Origin of the sequence: Paucilactobacillus oligofermentans DSM 15707 = LMG 22743 (assembly GCF_001434315.1) — a bacterium.
Lineage (GTDB): Bacteria > Bacillota > Bacilli > Lactobacillales > Lactobacillaceae > Paucilactobacillus > Paucilactobacillus oligofermentans.
Genome location: NZ_AZFE01000032.1, coordinates 187,581 through 207,793 on the forward strand (window position 1 = coordinate 187,581; position 20,213 = coordinate 207,793).

Genomic DNA, 20,213 nt, shown 5'->3' on the forward strand with positions numbered 1-20,213 from the left:
TTTTTTGTATTATTTTTTAGTGAAAAAACGCACAAAAAATATTGACAGCGCTTTCAATGTGGGTTATATTCTTAATTAAGCAAATGTTTACGTCGACAAACAAATGTTTATAAAAACCAGGAGGTTTTATATCATGGCGAACAATATTACTAAAATCAATGATGGCTACGTTGTCGTAATTGGTGGAATGAATATGGATATTTTTGGAATGCCAGATAAAAAAGTTATTAATCGGGATTCAAATCCTGGAGTTGTGGGTATGGCTGCAGGAGGAGTTGGTCAAAATATTGCACATAATATTGCAAAATTAGATGTGCCAACTTACTTGATAACAGCTTATGGAAATGATTATAACGGTAGGTTATTGCAAGAAGAATGTAATAAAAATAATATTAGGCTTGATTATGCATCCTTGGAAGAAAATGAACGTTCCTCAACGTATATGTATATAACAGATGAAACTGGAGATATGTTAGTCGGTGTCAATGATATGGATATTTGTAAGAAAATAACACCTGATTTTTTAAATACCAGATTAGAATTTATTAATCATGCTCAAGTATGTCTGTTAGACGCTAACTTACAAAAAGAAACATTAGATTGGATTGGTAAGAATGTTACGTCTCCATTATTTGGTGATACGGTATCATGCGCTAAGGCGGAACATTTTTCTGGTATTCTAGATAAAATTACATTATTGAAACCAAATGCATTAGAAGCATCATTATTGACAGGAATTGAAATTGTAGATGATGAAACCGCAAAAATAGCTGCACAAAAGTTATTAGATTTTGGTGTTAAAAATGTATTTATTTCTTTAGGTATAAATGGAATATTATGTGCTAATAACAAAAAAAAGGTTATTATTCATCCGTTTGTTACCGACATTGTAAATGCAAACGGGGCTGGAGATTGTGGGATGGCTGCTATTACTTGGAGTTATTTTGATGATCCGACCAGACAATTAGGTGAGATTGGAAGAATTGCACAAGCTGCTTCTAGTATTGCATTAGAGAGTTCAAATTCTGTACCCGATATCAATATTAATAAGCTAAAAAATAAACTATCAAGCATTTCAATTGCAGTATAAAAAGAAAGAGGAAATTAAAATGAAAAAACAAATTTATTCACTAATTCAATACGAAGAAAGCGTTGCAACAATGGAAGCAGGTGCAGACAATATTGGACTAGTACCAATGCAAAAAGGTGGCGTTCCTGCACATCGAGTTCCAATTGACAGAGTTCATAAGATTTTTGATGAAGCTAAACGAAGGGGCGTTACTACGGTTGCTATTATGCTAACAAATGATCCAGAGGAAATGTTGGAATTAGCTGAAGAGGTACAATCTGATATTTTGCATATTGCTGGTGATGGTTATGATGCAACTCCTGAATTTGCAAAGAGATTAAAGGAAGTAGCTCCCGATACAAAATTAATGCAAGCTGTACTTGTGGATAATGAATCAGCAATCCAGCGTGCCAAAAATTTTGCTCCATTTGTTGATTTTATTCTTTTAGATTCCGGCTTAGCTCCCGATACTGGTATTGGTGCAAGTGGGTTGACACATGATTGGAATATTGATGCACGAATTGTTGAGGAAGTTGACGTTCCAGTTATTGAAGCAGGTGGACTGGGACCAGATAACGTCGCTGAGGCAATTGCAAAGATTAAGCCATATGGTGTAGATTCGTTGACAAAAACAAGTATTAAATATGATGGTGGAAATATGGAAAAGGATATCGAGAAAGTTCGCTTATTCTGCCAGAGAGCAGATGAAGCTGCAGAAAAGCTAGGTTTGTAATTTAAATGAGTCAAAAGAAACAATCTCAGTCAAGAATAAGTATAAAAAAAATAATATTAGCGATTACAGGGATTTTTCTCGTATGTATTGGAGTAGCCTTTAATAATAATACTGGACTAGGAAATGATCCAGTAGGAATAATTTATGATGGATTGAGAGTAGCATTTAATATACCAATTATTAAGTTAGGATATATATCAAATATTGTAAATATTGTTCTAATTGTAATTTTACTGTTAATTGGAAGGCATTATGTAAATATTGGAACGGCTATGTATTTAATTCCATACGGATTATTTATTACGATTGGGTCAAATATTTATCCGATGATATTTAAAAATATGTATATCATTACAAGTGGATTAGGTGCTATTTGTGGGATTTCACTTTATTATCTCGGTATAAGTATGTTTGTTGCTGCAGATATAGGAATTGATCCATTTAATGGCTTTATGATGACAATCAGAGATAAATCAGGATGGAGCATTAGGAGAAGTAAAATAACGTTTGACGTTTGTTTAGTAATTGTTGGAATAATACTTGGTGGTAAATTTGGAATTATAACAATAATTACGGCCATTACAACTGGTCCGACCATTCAATTTTTAAGTGGCATATTTAAAGAAAAGTTATTTACAGAAAGGAATAGTTAGTTTGATTGAATATAAATTAATACAAAAAGTAAAAGTTATTGATACTGATAATTTAAATGATACGTTACTAGATATTATGAATAATAGTAATTATAAAAGACCGATGTTTGTTTTTGATAAGTTTATTGAAAGTTTAGATGTTGTTCAAAATGTAATTAGTAATTTTACAAAATATAATATTGACGTTAATTCATTTAATGAAATAGTACCTGATCCACCAGTAAGTTTGATAAATAAGGGTGTCGAAAAATTTAAGGATGCTAATTGTGATAGTTTGATTGCAATTGGAGGTGGAAGCACAATTGATGTTGCCAGAGGAATAAATATTGTTAGAACAAATGGTGGGTCGATCTTAGATTATGAGATTGAAAAAGATAATATTAAGGAATGCCCAGGATTAATAGCAGTTCCAACAACTTCAGGAACTGGTAGTGAGATGTCAAATGCTCTTGTATTAACTGATACAGAATCTAAGAAAAAAATTGCAATTTTGGCAAATTATGCTCTAAGTGAGTACGCAGTACTTTATCCACAACTAACATTGGGACTTCCTCAAAATATGACAATTGCAACGGGTCTTGATGCTTTTTCACATGCTGCGGAAGGATATCTATCTAAGTTATCATCTCCAGTGACAGATGCTATATGCGAAAAAATAATGTTTTTGTTATATAACTATCTACCCGTAGTGGTTAATGATGGTCATAATTTGAATGCAAGAAGAAAAGTTATGGTCGCATCAACTTTAGCAGGCTGGATGTTAAACAATGCGGGTACAAATATTGGCCATTCAGCTGCACATATTTTAGGTTCAAAGTATCATATTGTTCATGGTGAGGCTGTAGCATATGGATTACCTGGAGTATTTGATCTAGTAGAAACAGAACTACCAGAAAAAATATGTGAGATAGGGCAAATTTTAGGTGTTACTTATTTAGAAACTGAATCAGTTGATGAAAAAATTAGTAGAGCAAAAAAAGCATATAAAAAATTTCGAGATGAAACAATAGGACTTCATTCATTTAGTGATTATAAAATATCAAAAAAAGAGTTAGAAACAAATGTAAACGCTATCGTTAATGAGAGATTTGCTAGTAATACTCCCGTTAATTTGAATAATAGTAATGTAAAAATGTTTTTAGAAGATTATGGAAAACAATAAAATAAGAGGCGATTAATTATGAACTTTGTATTTTTATTAACAGGATTAGCACTTGTTTTTGGTATAGGCTGGTTAGTAAGTAGTGATAGAAAAAAGATTAGATATAAATCAATTGGTAAGTTGTTTGTACTTCAACTAATTATTTCATTTATTTGCTTACACACATCTGGTGGAATTAATGCTTTAAAAGGTATTTCTGCTTTCTTTAGTTGGTTAATGTTACAGGCTGCAGGGGGTGTAGATTTTGTCTTCGGTGGTTTTGCAATTAAACCGGGTGGATCAGTATTTTTCTTAAATGTTTTAATGCCAATTGTATTTATTTCGGCGTTAGTTGGGATATTAAATTATATTAAAGTACTTCCATTTATTATTAAATGGACAGGATGGGCACTTAATAAAGTTTCTGGAATGGGAGAACTTGAAAGTTACTTTGCTGTTTCAACGGCTATTTTAGGCCAACCAGAAGTTTTCTTAACAGTTAAAGATCAAATTCCAAAGTTAAATGAACAAAGACTATATACGATTTGTGCTTCTGCAATGAGTGCTGTTTCAGCAGCAATGCTAGCTTCATATATGAAGATGGTTCCAGGTAAGTTTGTTGTAGTTGCGGTATTTTTGAATATTCTTTCAGCACTAATTATATCTGGAATTGTAAATCCGTATGAAACTGAGAAAGATGATGAATTAGTTAAAATTTCAAAGGGAAATGATGAACCATTTTTCCAAGTTTTAGGAACATATATTGTTGACGGCTTCCATCTTGCTATTACTGTAGGGGCAATGTTAATCGGATTTGTAGCATTGGTTACATTTTTGAATAACACTTTTATTGCAATTATTGGGATAAGTTTTACAGACTTAATTGGATATGTATTTGCTCCAATTGCATTCTTAATGGGAGTTCCAACGCATGATATTGTTAAAGTTGGGAGTTTGATGGCAACTAAGTTAATTACTAATGAATTTGTTGCAATGGGAACATTACATTCTGTTGCAGGTACACTAAGTACAAAAGCAACTGCGATTATTTCAGCATATTTAGTATCATTTGCAAACTTCGGAACAATCGGAATTGTTAGCGGATCAATTAAGTCGATTAGCGCTGAACAAGGACGATACGTTGCTAAATTTTCATTAAAATTATTATTAGGCGCAACAATGGCATCAATATTAACAGGAACTATTGTTGGAATGTATTTCTAGTGATGTGAGGTAGTATCATGAAAATTGAGAATATAAAAATAATATTAACATCATTATTAATAGTTATACTTTTTGCCATTACAAACAGTTTTCTGAATACAGGGTTAAATAATGATGCACTGTTTAAATCAATTATATTTATTGTAGCGTTATATGGATTAATGATATATCGATTGTATAAACAAAAGCGATTTGCAAAACAATTAGGATATTTTGTGAATGTTGTTTATGGAATTGGATTTGTAAGTAATATTATTGTTGGAATAACAAATTATAAAACTTTGTATGGCGGTATACTAATTTTTATGTGTTTAATTGGATTTGTTTTGTGTATTATGTGCCTTTATTTAGTTAGAAAAAAAGATATTCCAGTTGTTATTAAATGACTATATACGTAGGAGAATACTAATGAAAAAAATAATTTTAGATTGTGATCCGGGACATGATGATGCACTTGCTATGATGCTAGCTGTTACTTCATCAGAAATTGAACTAGCGGCAGTGACAACATCAGCAGGTAATCAAACTCCTGATAAAACATTGAATAATGCAATGAGAATGTTAACTTTAATGAAAAGGCAAGACATTCCGGTTGCTGGTGGAAACAAGACACCACTTGTTAAACCATTAGAAACTGCAGGTAATGTTCACGGTAAATCGGGGTTGGATGGAGCAGAACTACCTGATCCTGATTTTGAACCTCAAAATATGACGGCTATTGAATTAATTGCAAAAACGTTAAAAGAATCTAATGAAAAAGTAACATTAGTTGTAACTGGTCCAATGACAAATGCAGCATTATTTTTACGTGTTTATCCTGAATTATCAGAAAAAATTGAACGAATTGTTTACATGGGTGGTGCAATGGGATTGGGGAATTGGACGCCATCAGTTGAATTTAATATTTTTGTTGATCCAGATGCTGCAAAGATTGTCATGAATTCAGGAATTCCGTTGACTATGGCACCACTAAACGTTACCCACAAGGCTCAAATTTTAAAGGAAGAAATTAAAAATATTGATGATATAAAAAATCCTGTAGCACATGCATTTTATGGATTGTTAAATTTCTTTGAATTGTATCATGAAGATCCTAAGTGGGAATTTAAAGGTGCTCCATTACATGATCCATGTACTATAGCTTGGCTTATTAATCCAGAAATGTTCGAAAGTAAGTTAATGAATGTAGATGTAGAGAATAAAGGTGGAATTACCATGGGGGAAACAGTTTGTGATTATTATGAATTAACAGGGAAAAGTAAAAATACTGATGTATTATTAGATATTGATCGTGATAAATTTATTAAATTAATAATGGACGCACTTCGTACGTTTAATTAGTATAAAAAGGATGTTTAAATTCTAATTTAGAATTTAAACATCCTTTTTATTTTTAACTGTAATATAGGCTTAATTTAATGTCTTGATCATAGTTTCCAAAGCCATGACCGTAAATAGTGCAACCACCTTGATTTTTAGCTTTGTCTTTTATTGCAAAACGTATTTTAATACTGGGGGTGGTTATGTTAATATCATCTAAAGTTATATCTGATACAGGTTGTCCATCTAAATAAGTACCATCTTTTGTGACTCTGAATGTTTTTAAAATTCCATATTGGTTGACGTTGTCTGGAACCCATGATGGAGTATATTTACCTCTAATATCAGAAAAATCTCCAGGACTTGTCCAGGTACATAGTTCCTTACCATTAATGTAGCAGGTAATATCAGAAGGCCATACGTTATTTGAAAATGGAAATTCTGATCCCAATTCTGCTGATAAATCTAACATTTCAAGATTATCTTCATTAGTTAAAAAGTTAGGAGCTTGATATTCGACAAATCCTTTAGAAAACCAAAGCATTTGGGCTTTGAATCTATCTGGATCCATGAAAAAGCTAGGGCTATCAACTTTTCCAATAAAATCTTTTCGACCAGCTAATCCACAGGTTGGTTGAACTGAATAATCTGTGTATTGTCCAACTGGAATAGCAGATTCATGTAATTCGAAGGGAGAATATATTTTTTGAGGAAATCTAATACTAATTAAGTCAATTTTAACTTTGGATATTTTACTGTGCCCTTCTTTTTTAAAAGTAATTATCCCAGCGTCTGCTAAAATTTGCAGGTGACGTAGGGTGATGGTAGTACTTAATCCTAACCTTATTGCTAATTCTTTTACGTTTATAGATTCGTTAGATAACAATTCTATTATCTTTAATCTAACATCACTTGCTAAGGCTTTATAAACTGGTAATGAGTCGTTACTGATATCTAATTCCATGATGATTACTCCTTAAGTTAAACCGTATTATGTTTAGAATAACATAAAAGAGACTCATTGATATAAATTAAAAGCCGTCAATAGATTTATCAATCGTAATAAAGGGTAGTAGATATATCTTGATTATGATTTCCAAAACCTTTACCAAAAATAGTACAGCCACCAACATTTTGTGCATTTTTTTTAACTTCAAATTTTAATTTCCAAGAATTTTTTAAATTATTAACTTCAGAGATTAGTAAATCTGATGAACGTTTACCATTAATAAAAGTTCCATATTTTGAAATACGGAACGTAATTAATGTTCCGTACTGATTCATATCATTGTAAACCCATTTTGGAGTATAACGACCGCGAGTATCTGAAAAGTCTCCAGTACTGGTCCATGTTCCAACTTCATGATTATCGATAGAAACCGTGATATCAGATAGCCAATTATTATTTGAAAATGGAAATTCTGATCCTAATTCGACAACTATCTCAATCATTTTTAGTTCATTTATTGATTCAAGGTAGTTTGGTATTTGATACTCAATAAAACCGTCAGAGAACCAAATCATTTGAGCTTGATAACGTTCAGGTACCATAAAATAATTTGGATTATCTACTTTACCTATAAAACCATCTTTTTTTGCAAGTCCACAAGTAGGCGTGATATCAAAATTAGTGAATTGACCTACTGGAATCTCAAAGCTATCTTTTTTAAATGGATAGTAAATTTGATGGGGAAAGATGATATTAATAATATCAATTTTAAGAATACAAATTCTTTGATTACCTTTTCTTTGAGATGATATAATACCTGCCTTTTCTAATTTATTGACATGCATAACTGTAATAGCATTACTTAGATTTATTTTTTTTGCAATTTGTGAAATATTTAAATTATCAATTGAAAGTAATTCGATGATATTAATTCGTACAGAACTGTCTAATGCTGAAAAAATTGGTATTGAATCTTGATTTAAACTAATTTCCAAAATACACACCTGATTAATGTTTTTATTAAATATATAATATAATTATCATTAATGCAACCGCTTTAAATAACTATATCATTATTGTTAGTCTTGAAAAAACTAAAAAAAGACTAAATAGTTATTTACATAAAGTTTTGAAAGCGCTATATTAATTGTGAAGTTAACTTTAAATAATTGAAAGCGAGGGATTTTTGTATGGAACATAATATAAATGTTATTAATAATGAAGAGTCAAATGTAGTTATTAGTAAATATATTCAAGGACAATTTGCTGAGCATCTAGGAACAGGAATTTATGGTGGTGTTTGGGTTGGTAAAAATAGTGAGATTCCAAATAAAAATGGTATAAGATCTGATGTAATTCAGTCGTTGAAAAAGTTAAATATTCCTGTTTTACGATGGCCAGGAGGATTTTTTGCTGATAATTATCATTGGCAAGAGGGTGTTGGTTCATACGATAAGCGTAGAAAAATAATTAATAGTAGTTGGGGAGGAACAGTTGAGGATAATTCCTTTGGAACGCATGAATTTTTTGAATTGTGTAAGCAACTAGATTGTGAAGCCTATATAAATATTAATTTTTCGAGCGGAACTATTCAAGAAATGACAGATTGGCTTGAGTATATGCTATCGTCAAAAGGATCAATGGCAGAATTACGTGAAAAAAATGGACATCCAGATCCATGGAAATTGAAATTTTTGGGTATTGGTAATGAATCTTGGGGCGGTGGTGGAAATATGCGTCCTGAATATTATTCAGATAGATACCGATTATGGCAATCCTTTGTTCGTAAATATGATAACCAACCGGAATTATATAAAATTGGTGTTGGTCCAAATATTGATGATTTCAATTGGACAGATGTGGTTATGAAAAATGCTCATCAATTTATGAATGGTTTAAGTCTTCATCATTATGGTTTAACAGATGTATGGAATAATAAAGGTGATTCAGTAGATTTCGATGAAAAAGAATGGAATTCATTATTGTATAGCATAAAAAAAATGGATTATTTTATTGAAGAACATTCTAAGAGAATGGAACAATATGATCAGAATCATCATGTTGATATGATTGTGGATGAATGGGGAGATTGGTTAGGACCGGAAAAAGGAACAAATCCAGCTTTTTTAAGACAACAAAATACAATGCGTGATGCTGTAATGGCAGCAACGACATTAAATATTTTCGCTAAACATGCTGATAAAGTATATATGGCTAATATTGCACAAATGGTTAATGTACTACAGGCGATGATTTTAACCGATGGACCTAAGATGGTTTTGACACCGACATATTATGTGTTTGACATGTATCAAAGGCATCAAGGGGCAACAAGAATTGATGCATATAGTGATAATGGTGATCCGGTTAATTATACGATTTCTAAAAAAGATGGCAATTATATTGTATCGATTTGTAATACTGATTATCAACAATCACAAAACGTGACAATTACTTTTGCTAATAGTTTAGGGAATGTAAATTATAATAAAGATTTGCATAGTAGAAAAATGAATGCACATAATACATTTGATGATAATAAAGTTTTATCATTAACTAATTTTGAAAATTATAAGGTAATGGATAATAAACTTTCGGTTAATTTGGATAGGATGTCAATTGTGACGCTAAGCTTTGAAATAAAAGGGAGTAAAAATAAATGATGTTTAGTGGAAATTTAAAATCAGATGATGATGAAAATCATATTTTATCCTTTGGTGAAAAAGCAAGTTACGGTGTTGGTGATTTTGCTACTAATTTGACATGGTCTGCGATTACTTCATTTATTGTATTTTACTATACAGATGTAATTGGACTTGCAGCAGCAGCAATTGGAACGATAATGTTGATTTCAAAATCATTAGATGGAATCTATGATATTGTGATGGGTGTTGCGGTTGATAAGACTCATTCTAAATATGGTAAAGCACGTCCTTGGTTATTATGGGCGTCTCCAGCCTTTGCCATTCTTTCAATTACTTTATTTACGATTCCAAATGTAGGTTATATGGGGAAATTAATTTATGTATTTATTTCTTATAACTTATTAAGTTTTTCTTTTTCAGCAGTAGTGATTCCTTATGGTACATTGAATACTTTAATCACTCGTAACCGTAATGAACGTGACAAAGCTAATCTTTTTAGAATGTTTTTTGGTCAAACTAGTGGACTATTTGTAGCTAACACTGTGCTTCCTCTTGTAGCTTTGTTTGGTGGACATGAACACGGTTGGGTGTTAACGTTTACATTATTCTCAATTATTGGTATGTTGATGTTTATGTGGGTGTTTAAATCACAAAAAGAACGGGTACATTTAGGTAATAAAGTTAAAGATGATGAAGTTTCTTGGAATGTTAAGTTAAAAGCAATTTGTGCAAATAAATATTGGATCATTGTTGTACTGTTTTTCATAGTGTTTAATATTGCATCAGCATTACAAGTTGGAGCACTAGTATATTACGCCAAATATATTTTCAATGATAGTACATTAGTTGGATTATTAACGGCTGCTAATGTAGCACCCTTACTTATTTGTTTGTTATTTACATCAAAAGTATTTGAAAAAATTGGTAAGCGAAACGCTGGTATTATAGGTGCTGTTTTAAATATTATTGGATATTTGATTAATGCAATTGCACCATATAATTTTGTTGTAACCGCAACTGGACAAGTTGTAAAGGGTATTGGGATGGCTTTACTAGTTGGTGGCATTTTTGCATTATTACCAGATACAATTGAATATGGATATATGAAAACAAAAGTAAGAATTGAAGGCTTACTTTATGCAGGTGGTTCGTTTGGACAGAAAGTTGGAGCAGGAATTGGAACTGCATTATTAGGATGGATTCTGTCTTATTATAATTATGCTGCTGGTAATTCAATTTCAACTCGTGCAATGACAGGAATTAAAGTAAGTTTCATTTGGGCACCTATTATCTTATTTGTAGTTATGGTAGTGCTTTTATGGATGTATAAGCTAGATAAAGATTTTAAACAACAAAATCTAAATTCATCTTTTCAAACAGAAAAATAATTATTTATAAAATAAAAGAACTCTCTTTTAATCTGTGATTATTGACGTTAGTCAAAAATCATTAATTTAAAAGGAGTTCTTTTACCTATTCTAATGATAATATATATTTAACTCGATAAACCTAATTTATTAATCCAATCTTGAATTTGATTTTTAATATTATCAATCGTATTACTGTTATCATCAACAGTTGTATCGGTATCACTCGAAGAAGAGACACTAGAACTGTCTTCACTATTAGATTCGCTGGTAGTATCTGATGAGCTACTGTTAGTTACTTTATCTTTAATATTATTGATAGCATTACCAATATTATTTGAAGTTGAACTAGATTCACTGGTGGTATCTGACGAACTACTTGCAGTGCTAGTCTTATTTTGTTCTTTAATCTTAGCTTTAATTTGACGGTATTCAGATGAGTTGACGCGAACAAAAGTGACGGTTGAACTACCAAGACCACTAATTGAACTCCCACTAGCCGTAAAAGTAACTTGATCATTATCAGCGGTTAATGTGTAGTTAGTTGTGTCAGAATCAAACACGGCTTGTCCATCAGAACTATTGTCATCAAAAGTTCCTGTAGTTGCGTTGTTAGAATCATTATTAGCTGTGTAAGTATACTTGCCACTTTTGATTGTCAGAGTACTTAAATCTTCAATATCAGTGACTGAGGTATACGTTGCACCATTAGCATTACTAATTTCTACCCATGATCCAGTCAATGAAGATCGTGAACCAATCCAGATAAAAATGGCGATGATAACTATAAAAATCGCTAGTATGGAAAGCCAAAACTTACGGTGACGACGATGTTTACGTTTCTTTTTCTTTTTGGGTTCATCATAACTGGTTACTTCTTGATCGCTATTTAATTGATTACGTTTTTGATTACGTAGTTCTTCGCGGCTCATTGATTCATTAGTTTTATTTTCCATCGTTATAACTCCATTAATTATAGTGTATAAATACATTGTGCATTATTATTGGTATGCGGGGATGAACTAACATAGGCATATCACTAAGTTATATTTTACCATGATTAATAATCTGATAAATGAAAGTTAAGGATTCTTAATACTATTGATGAGTATGTGAAAAAATAACTAAAATACGAACGCCACTTTCAGTCAATGTTAATTTTAGTTGATTTTACAGATTTATTTTATTATAATAGTTTGTGAATTAAATAACTTGATTGTGAGGATTTAGAATGTCAGAGAAAAAAGTTGCATTAATTACAGGTGCTGGTCAAGGAATTGGTGAGGCCATTGCAAAACGTTTACACAATGATGGATTTAAAGTTGCAGTTCTTGGACGCACTTTAGCTAAAGTTCAACACGTAGCTGATGAAATCAACGCTGATGGTGGTGAAGCATTGGCAATTGAAGCTGATGTTGCTAATCGTGATCAAGTATTTGAAGCAGTTAAAAAGACTGCAGAACATTTTGGTGATTTTAACGTCATCGTTAATAACGCAGGGGTTGCTCCAACAACTCCTATTGATACAGTTACACCCGAAATCTTAAATGATACCTTGGCAATTAACCTTGGTGGTGTTATCTGGGGTATCCAAGCTGCTAGTGCTAAGTTCAAGGAACTTGGTCATGGTGGTAAGATTATTAATGCTTCTTCCCAAGCAGGTCAAGTTGGTAATCCTAACTTAACTGTTTATGGATCAACTAAGTTTGCGATTCGTGGTGTTACGCAAACGACTGCTAAAGAATTAGCACCTGACAAGATAACGGTTAATGCATACTGTCCAGGAATCGTTAAAACTCCAATGATGAATGACATTGCTCAACAAGTTGCTGACAATGCTGGTAAGTCATTTGAATGGGGAATGGAACAATTCTCTAAGGATATTGCACTAGGACGTTTATCAGAACCTGAAGATGTTGCAGCTTGTGTTGCTTACCTTGCTGGTCCAGATTCAGACTACATGACAGGTCAATCATTACTAATTGATGGTGGAATGGTATTTAGTTAGACAGTAAAATATTAAAAGATATATAAATATAGGCCCGCGAGTATCACTGATTTGGTGATACTTGCGGGTCTATTTTTGTATGAGTCAATGATGAATTTATTTTTTTAGTTATTATTAGGGTAATGATTATAAAAAAATAAATATTATTTTCAAAAAATACAATAAAAATTTGGCCAGTTACGGTGGCAAGAATTTCAAAAATATAAACAAATTTGATTGAATAACTATGTTGAACATGGGATACTTAAATTATGATACTTGCTTAATTCAATACTTATAATAAGAAAATAAGTTTACACAGGTAGGAGAACAAAATATGGGGTTAATAAAAGCATTTTCAGGTGCAATAGGTGGAACTTTTGCTGATCAATGGAAAGACATAATTACAGCTGGAAAGTTTGATGAACATATGGTTGTTAGTTCAGGTATTTTTATAACGTCAAATAATAATCGAGGAACTAATAGTCGTGGATCAGTTAACATAATTAGCAATGGGTCTAAGATTTATGTTCCTGAAAATACAGCGGTTGTTATTTTAAATCAGGGTTCAATTGAAGAAATTGTGATAGAACCGGGGGGTTACGAATATCAAAATGGACAGGAATCCTTATTTAATGGTGATGGTGTCCGGACTCCCATTGTTACACAGGCAATTGACAGATTTAAATTTGGAGGACAAACCGCAGATAATAGACAAATTTTATTTGTAAATATGCGTGAAATTAGAGGTATCAAATTTGGCACAAAAGGGCCACAGATATATCATGATATGTTTTATGATGTAGATTTAGAGGTCTTAGCTTTCGGATCATTCTCATTGAGAGTAACTAATCCGACCATCCTTATTCAAAATCTTATTCCTGCAAATGTAAATGAGTATTCTTTCGATGACAGCTTTGCAAGAAGTCAACTTTTGTCTGAATTTATTCAGTCATTTACAATAGCATTAAATAAATTATCTAATTTTTATAGAGTGTCAGAACTTCCGTCAAAATCTAGTGAAATATCAAAAAGTATTTCAGAAATTTCCGGGTATACTGGAAATTGGAGTGACAGATTTGGAATACAAGTTATTTCAGTTGGTGTAGAAAATATCGAATTTTCGGATGATTCCAGAAATATAATTAAGAAATACTCTTCAGATAGACTATCAATAAATGCATATAATAATATTTCTCAGAATACAGCGAATATTGCTGCCCAACAAAAAATCGCACAAGGTATTCAAAATAACGGTTTGGGTGACGGTGCAGGCATGGTTATGGGAATGAATATGATGCAAGATTTCGGTCCTAATGTGGAAATTAAATCTTTGATGACATTAGATGAACAAATCCAGGCAGTTACAAAATTTAAAAAATTGTTGGACGAACATATTATTTCAGAGGATGAATTTAATCAAAAAAAGAAAGAAATAATGGGCTTGTAAGATTTAGCGGGAGACAAAATGGATAATTTTAAATGTAAAAATTGTGGTGCAAGTGATTTTTCTATGAAGGATAACTATTTGATTTGTAACTATTGTGATTCTAAATTTATTCCTGAAAAGCAAGAAAAGGAGACGAACATCTCATTAGGTAGTGATGCTGAAAATTTACTTAATAAAATGAAAAATGATCCAGCAAATGCAAGAATGTATGCTAATTTGATTTTAGACATAGATCCAAATAATCAAGAAGTTAGAAAGTACCTTTAATTTTTTGTTAACACAAAAATAATAAAATTAGGAGAACTAATAATGAAGTTAAAAGAACTTGCACGGCAAGGTAATGTTTCGGTTGAGTGGTTAAGTAAGTTTGTATCGGAAAGTTCCGATTACGAAACTACGTCTACTACTTTTGGAGGCATTGTGGTAGATGATAATGATGCGGAATCGATACTTACAGATTTTAATGCAAAAGAAGAAATTCGAAAGCAATCAGAAATGGATCAAAAACAGGCAGCTATAAATGAAGCTGATAAAAAAAACAAAGCATTAGCTGAAATGTTAATTACATCTGGTTTTAATTTTGACGGATACAGTGTTGTTAAATATTCAGGATATATTTCTGGCGATGATGCTGTACAAGTTGATCGTGGGCATCAAGGAATATTTAGTAGTACCACCAACGTAGGTGATGCATTAATGAGCAATCTTAGTTTTATTAGGCGCAGAGCTCTTGTTGAGTTAAAAGAGCAGGCATATGCGTTGGGCTGTAATGCAATTATTGGTGTTGATTTTGATTATTTGACATTAGATCCAGAAACGGCTGGCTCTAATGGTGGAACATTATATCTACCTTACGTATTTGGAGTAACAGCCAATGGAAATGCTGTGGTAATCAAAAATGATAAAGAGGTAATTGTTAAATAATTATATACGACGATAAATTGATAATTTAAAAATTCACAAAATTAAAATAATTTTTCATTCAAAAGGTATGTAATCATTAATTATGATTACATACCTTTTAAAATCTAATTTACGTTGAAAGCAGCTATATTTTTAAAATTCATTGTTTTTTTTTCTTATTTAACCGATACTTATACTTAGGTACAGCGACAGGAAAATGATGAGTTTCATGGTAGCGAAGACTAAATAATGATATTATTTTTGTGTCTAAATGATATATTTTTTTGATTTAGATAAAATTAATTTTCATCGGTTTCTTAACAATACGTAGTATTTATTTATAATAAAAATTTTACTTGTATATACCAAAAAGGCACAACCACATAACGTGGTTGTGACTTTTTAAATCCAATCTATTTATCATTCACCCTCAATATCAGGGTTAGTTTGTTTAACTTTTTCATTGATATCATAGATGGTTAAACCGGTAATATCTTTCTTATTAGGTTTGAAGAAACTACAGATGTAACCAATAAGCATACTACCTAAGAATCCAACGACACTAATCAATAGAGCGTTAACACCAGTGAATTGAAGGAAGTAGCAAGCAATACAAGTAATTACTAAGCCAGTTACTGCACCAAAACCATTAGCGCGTTTACTAAAGATTCCTAATGCGAATATTCCGGCAATTGGAACACCAAATAGTCCAAATAATGCTAAGTACTTATCGATCATATCACTACTATGATAAGCAATTAGGATTAAGGTGACGAATAATCCAAGGAGTCCACAAACCATAATCGTCCAATGAGTAAGTTTCATACTCATTTTATCAGATTTATCCTTCATGAAACGTTTCTGGAAATCAGTTACCACACAAGCTGCTGAACTATTCAAACTTGAAGCAATTGTAGCTTGGGAAGCAGCAAAGATAGCGGCAATGATTAATCCTGCAATCCCCGCTGGAATTTCAGTTAATACAAAGTAGGGAACTAACGCAGACGTATTAAATCCAGTAGGTAGGTTACCACCATGTTGATAGAAGCTATAAAGAATTGTTCCCATCCCGTAGAATAGTGGGATAGCAATCATAGCTAATAGCGAGTTAGTCCAGATTGATTTACCAATTTTTTTGGTATCACTAGTGGTAGTATATCGCTGAACGATATCTTGTGAGGCCGTATATTGATATAACGTGTTAAAAATCTGTCCTAGGAGAATTACCGGAACGGTTGCCTTCACAAGACTAAAATTGAAGTCACTAGCGGCTAAAATCTTTTGATGATCAACTGTATCTTTAACTACGGTATGGAAGCCACCAGTGGTGTACTTAATTCCAAAGAAGATGATTAAAGCAGCACCAATCAGTAGCAAGAAGCCTTGAATTACATCGCTCCAGATAACTCCTTCCATTCCACCGTGATCCGTATAAATAATACACAGCACCGTAATTACTGTAGCAATCAGATAAGGGTTCACATTAATAATTGATTGGAGAGCAACGGTTGGTAGATAGATAACGATGGCTACTCGACCGATATGGAACAAGACGAATAATAAACTACTGAAGACCCGGAGAAAAGCATTGAATCGATATTCTAGGTATTCATATGCCGTCGTTACATTTAGTTTGGCGAAGAAGGGTACATAGAAATGAATAATGATTGGTGCGGTAATTAAAATAGCTAAGTTACCAAATGCATAGGCCCAATCAGTCAAAAATGATTTTTCAGGTGTCGACATGTACGTAATTGCACTTAACGTGGTGGCGAACATACTAAAGCCAACCGCCCATGATGGAACGTTACTACTCTTAGCTTTGAAGAAACTTTCTGAATCAACTTTACTTTTTTTCGAGAAACTCAAACCAACCAGTAGCATTGCGATTAGGTAAACAATTAATACAATCCAATTTAATGTTCCAAAACCTTGTTTTGCCATATTATCATATCCTCTATTTGAAATTTATAGTTGTTAAACGAGTAATTAGCTAACTTTAAGATATTGCTTCAGTTTATTGAGCTCATCAGCCAAGTCAGCTGGATTAATTTGATATTCTAAAATGATAGGGGTTGAATCGGTGACTTTAGCACATAAAGCTTGCCAATCAGTATCACCGGTATCTAATAAGGTAGTTTCTTGATTATGAATATTTTTTAAATGTAAGACGGTAGTGTACTTAGCTAGTGCATTCATAGCTGCAATTGGATCTTCATTAATCCAGTACCAATTACCAGCATCAAAGGTGTAACCACCTAAAAATCCAAGCTCAGTTAAAGTCCGGCAAACGTCTACAAGATGTTCAATGGTACCGTTTGGATTGGGTTCATTTTCAATCGTTAAGTTAACTCCGGTGACTTTAATCAAATTATTTAAGACGGTTACTTGTTCTGGAGTTGGTAGGTTAACTACTCCAAGACTAATCTTCAATGAATCAATTTTATATTCACTGGCTATTCGAAAATGTTCAGCTAGATGTTCATTTAGTTCGCCATTGGTAAATAAGATTTCTGGAATTGAATAGTAGAAAGAGTATGATTTTTCTTGCGCTAAAGTCATTAATTGGTGTAATTCATCGGCTTTATCGTCTTTGAAAAATTCACCACGAACTTCAAAACCATCAATTGGTTGGGTTAGGTTCTTTAATAAGTTGATTTGTGATTGACCATCATTCATTTCGGTTAAAAACACAGCTGTGTTGAGCATTACTTTATTCATTTTGAAAGATCCTTTCGAATATGATTAAAATTTAGCAATAAAAAACGCCAAACTAATTAGGGCCTTTCTTTAATAACCAGAAAGACAAAATTTAGTTCAGCGATTAGTATATATAGCGAATGAAATTTCAAATAGATGATTTCTACTGAAGGTAAAGCAAGCGGTTAGAACTTAAATCTGATAAAAATTATAGACGGCACCATATAAGGCGGCATCATTAAAACTTTGTGCAATGACCATCTTGGTTTGATAGAACTGATCAGGTAAAGCTTCAGAGACGTACTGATTAATATGTTCCAGTAAGAAGTCTCCTTGCTGTGAAACGCCACCACCCAAGACAATTAGTTCTGGATCAGCAATTAAAATAATTTGTACAATGCCATAAGCCACCATTTTCATCCAATTATTAATAATATCTTCAATTGCTGGATTAGAATGTGTTTTAGCAATTTCAAAGGCATCGGGAACACTGGTATTGAAGTAAATTTTTAGTTTTGCTTCCAGTGATAAGGTCGAGGCTGCTTGTTCATAATCTTTGGTCCCATTCAAACTAGTTTGTAAGTAACCAATTGAATTTGCCTGGCCAAAATGACCACGTCTTAGCCGACCATGATTATAATGAGCGCCACCGATGCCAGTACCAAGTGCAACACAGTATATATCAGAATATGCTTGTGCTGCACCAACTAACTTTTCACCTAAGAGGGCGGAATTAACATCATTTTCTACCATTACTGGTAATGAGAATTTATCCTCTAAGGTTTGTTTCAACTCTGTACCTTGGTAATTGGGAATGGTTGGGCCAGCGAATAGAATCTTTCCAAGAAGTGGGTCGACAATGCCTGCCGTACTAATTCCAATTCCTGAAATTGAATGTTGATTAATTAATTCAGTTGTTTTGTTAATAATTTGATTAATAATCGCATTATCTTTATTTTTCAAGGTATCTAGCTTGCCCAAGTAAGTTAGATGCTTGTCTGAATCAATTAATCCATATTTAATTGATGTGCCACCAATATCGAAAGCTAAGTAATTGGCATAACTCATTATAAACACTCCAATCCGAAAATGTAAACGTTTTCTTTTTTAAATCTAGTTGTGAGTTTAGCATGTAAATAGCGTGGGTGCAAACAGTAAATTAGTTTGAGTTTAAGTAATATATAGAAGTGAAAATAATTTCCAATTTCAGTAATTGCTGAAACTAAAAAATGATTATATTGTAGTGGCAAGCGGATAGTGTATAGAATGAAATTGTTATTTGTAACAACAGTACGTTCATTAAATTTATGTTTTTCGTATTATTAACGATTCTGAATAAAGAGGTGCAACAAATTGGAAAATAACTTTTTAAGTAAAGTCAAAGGAAATCTAATTATCTCATGTCAGGCGTTATCAGGCGAACCATTGCATAGCTCGTTTATAATGTCGCGAATGGCTAAGGCCGCATGTGAAGCAGGAGCTAGTGCAATTAGATGTAATTCTGTGGTTGATGTTCAAGCGATTCAAGGAATTGTCGATCTCCCAATTATCGGATTAGATAAGATTGATTACTATGATTCTGACATTTATATCACACCAACAATCAAAGAAATGCGTGGGATTGCAGCTACTGGTGCTGAAGTCGTGGCTTGTGATGTAACCGGAATGAAACGGCCACATAATGAAAAATTAGCTGATATCGTTGCTACCATGCGTGAAGAATATCCAGACACATTGTTAATGGCTGATACGGCCAGTTTAGCTAATGTTAAAGAAGCTAATGACTTAGGCTTTGATATTGTTGGAACCACAATGTATGGATATACTCCAGACACAACTGGTAAGAATGTAGCCGATAATGATTTTGAATATTTGAAAAAAGTAATTGAACTTTCTGATGCCCCAGTCGTGGTAGAAGGAAAGATTGATTCACCAGCTAAAGTTAAACGTGCATTAGAACTTGGGTGTTATAGTGTAGTTGTAGGTTCAATCATCACACGACCACAGTTAATTGCCAAACCATTTGTTGAAGCAACTAAAGGTTTTTAAATTAAATAAAGAGGGTAAAATAT

At 32.4% G+C, this 20,213-nt stretch carries 20 protein-coding genes; 14 read left to right on the forward strand and 6 right to left on the reverse strand.

The window, feature by feature from the left end; genetic code table 11:
* Positions 1-133 precede the first annotated feature (133 nt).
* From FC70_RS07995 to rihA, 7 genes are read left to right on the forward strand one after another with little or no spacing between them, the layout of a single operon-like run.
* Entirely contained in the window at positions 134-1,090 is a 957-nt protein-coding gene (locus FC70_RS07995; RefSeq protein WP_057890475.1) for a carbohydrate kinase family protein, read from the forward strand.
* 19 nt (positions 1,091-1,109) lie between these two features.
* Entirely contained in the window at positions 1,110-1,802 is a 693-nt protein-coding gene (locus FC70_RS08000; RefSeq protein ID WP_057890476.1) for a phosphoribosylanthranilate isomerase, read from the forward strand.
* Positions 1,803-1,807: 5 nt separating this feature from the next.
* Positions 1,808-2,455, forward strand: a complete 648-nt coding sequence (locus tag FC70_RS08005; RefSeq protein WP_057890477.1) for a DUF6198 family protein — start codon at positions 1,808-1,810, stop codon at positions 2,453-2,455.
* Entirely contained in the window at positions 2,412-3,617 is a 1,206-nt protein-coding gene (locus FC70_RS08010) for an iron-containing alcohol dehydrogenase (protein WP_235804095.1), read from the forward strand. Before FC70_RS08005 ends, FC70_RS08010 begins: the two co-directional genes overlap by 44 nt.
* A gap of 18 nt (positions 3,618-3,635) precedes the next feature.
* Positions 3,636-4,820, forward strand: a complete 1,185-nt coding sequence (locus tag FC70_RS08015) for a NupC/NupG family nucleoside CNT transporter (RefSeq protein WP_057890478.1) — start codon at positions 3,636-3,638, stop codon at positions 4,818-4,820.
* Positions 4,821-4,837: 17 nt separating this feature from the next.
* Positions 4,838-5,206: a hypothetical protein gene (locus FC70_RS08020; RefSeq protein ID WP_057890479.1), complete on the forward strand. Its 369-nt coding sequence runs from the start codon at positions 4,838-4,840 to the stop codon at positions 5,204-5,206.
* 22 nt (positions 5,207-5,228) lie between these two features.
* The gene (gene rihA / locus FC70_RS08025) at positions 5,229-6,161 is read left to right on the forward strand and encodes a pyrimidine-specific ribonucleoside hydrolase RihA (RefSeq protein WP_057890480.1); all 933 of its coding nucleotides are present in this window, start codon (positions 5,229-5,231) and stop codon (positions 6,159-6,161) included.
* A 52-nt stretch (positions 6,162-6,213) separates the two neighbouring features.
* On the opposite strand, the gene FC70_RS08030 is transcribed toward rihA, so the two are convergent.
* Together FC70_RS08030 and FC70_RS08035 are read right to left on the reverse strand one after the other, a co-directional pair.
* Positions 6,214-7,104: an ArsR/SmtB family transcription factor gene (locus FC70_RS08030; RefSeq protein WP_057890481.1), complete on the reverse strand. Its 891-nt coding sequence runs from the start codon at positions 7,102-7,104 to the stop codon at positions 6,214-6,216.
* Between the two features lie 89 nt (positions 7,105-7,193).
* A complete protein-coding gene (locus tag FC70_RS08035) occupies positions 7,194-8,084 on the reverse strand; it encodes an ArsR/SmtB family transcription factor (protein ID WP_057890482.1) in 891 nt (296 codons plus the stop codon).
* Between the two features lie 195 nt (positions 8,085-8,279).
* Between FC70_RS08035 and FC70_RS08040 the strand changes: the two genes are divergently transcribed.
* Both FC70_RS08040 and FC70_RS08045 read left to right on the forward strand, forming a co-directional pair.
* On the forward strand, positions 8,280-9,752 hold the full coding sequence (locus FC70_RS08040) for an alpha-N-arabinofuranosidase (protein ID WP_057890483.1): 1,473 nt from the start codon (positions 8,280-8,282) through the stop codon (positions 9,750-9,752).
* On the forward strand, positions 9,749-11,122 hold the full coding sequence (locus FC70_RS08045) for an MFS transporter (protein WP_197713246.1): 1,374 nt from the start codon (positions 9,749-9,751) through the stop codon (positions 11,120-11,122). The genes FC70_RS08040 and FC70_RS08045 overlap by 4 nt, the downstream gene beginning before the upstream one ends.
* 107 nt (positions 11,123-11,229) lie before the next feature.
* On the opposite strand, the gene FC70_RS08050 is transcribed toward FC70_RS08045, so the two are convergent.
* Positions 11,230-12,057, reverse strand: a complete 828-nt coding sequence (locus FC70_RS08050; RefSeq protein WP_057890484.1) for a hypothetical protein — start codon at positions 12,055-12,057, stop codon at positions 11,230-11,232.
* 275 nt (positions 12,058-12,332) lie between these two features.
* Between FC70_RS08050 and FC70_RS08055 the strand changes: the two genes are divergently transcribed.
* From FC70_RS08055 to FC70_RS09280, 4 genes are all read left to right on the forward strand, one after another.
* A complete protein-coding gene (locus tag FC70_RS08055) occupies positions 12,333-13,109 on the forward strand; it encodes a (S)-acetoin forming diacetyl reductase (protein ID WP_057890485.1) in 777 nt (258 codons plus the stop codon).
* A gap of 316 nt (positions 13,110-13,425) precedes the next feature.
* A complete protein-coding gene (locus tag FC70_RS08060; RefSeq protein WP_057890486.1) occupies positions 13,426-14,538 on the forward strand; it encodes an SPFH domain-containing protein in 1,113 nt (370 codons plus the stop codon).
* An 18-nt stretch (positions 14,539-14,556) separates the two neighbouring features.
* Positions 14,557-14,805: a hypothetical protein gene (locus tag FC70_RS08065; protein WP_057890487.1), complete on the forward strand. Its 249-nt coding sequence runs from the start codon at positions 14,557-14,559 to the stop codon at positions 14,803-14,805.
* Between the two features lie 42 nt (positions 14,806-14,847).
* Positions 14,848-15,462, forward strand: a complete 615-nt coding sequence (locus tag FC70_RS09280) for a heavy metal-binding domain-containing protein (protein WP_057890488.1) — start codon at positions 14,848-14,850, stop codon at positions 15,460-15,462.
* Positions 15,463-15,861: 399 nt separating this feature from the next.
* Here FC70_RS09280 and FC70_RS08075 read toward each other — a convergent pair whose 3' ends face one another.
* From FC70_RS08075 to FC70_RS08085, 3 genes are all read right to left on the reverse strand, one after another.
* Entirely contained in the window at positions 15,862-17,385 is a 1,524-nt protein-coding gene (locus FC70_RS08075) for a sodium:solute symporter family protein (RefSeq protein ID WP_057890489.1), read from the reverse strand.
* A gap of 45 nt (positions 17,386-17,430) precedes the next feature.
* Positions 17,431-18,162 (reverse strand): sugar phosphate isomerase/epimerase family protein, encoded by a 732-nt coding sequence (locus FC70_RS08080; protein WP_057890490.1) that lies wholly within the window; start codon positions 18,160-18,162, stop codon positions 17,431-17,433.
* 171 nt (positions 18,163-18,333) lie between these two features.
* Positions 18,334-19,209 (reverse strand): ROK family protein, encoded by an 876-nt coding sequence (locus tag FC70_RS08085; RefSeq protein ID WP_235804096.1) that lies wholly within the window; start codon positions 19,207-19,209, stop codon positions 18,334-18,336.
* Between the two features lie 285 nt (positions 19,210-19,494).
* Between FC70_RS08085 and FC70_RS08090 the strand changes: the two genes are divergently transcribed.
* Complete coding sequence (locus FC70_RS08090; RefSeq protein ID WP_057890491.1) at positions 19,495-20,190, forward strand: N-acetylmannosamine-6-phosphate 2-epimerase; 696 nt, start codon at positions 19,495-19,497, stop codon at positions 20,188-20,190.
* The last annotated feature ends 23 nt before the right edge of the window (positions 20,191-20,213 follow it).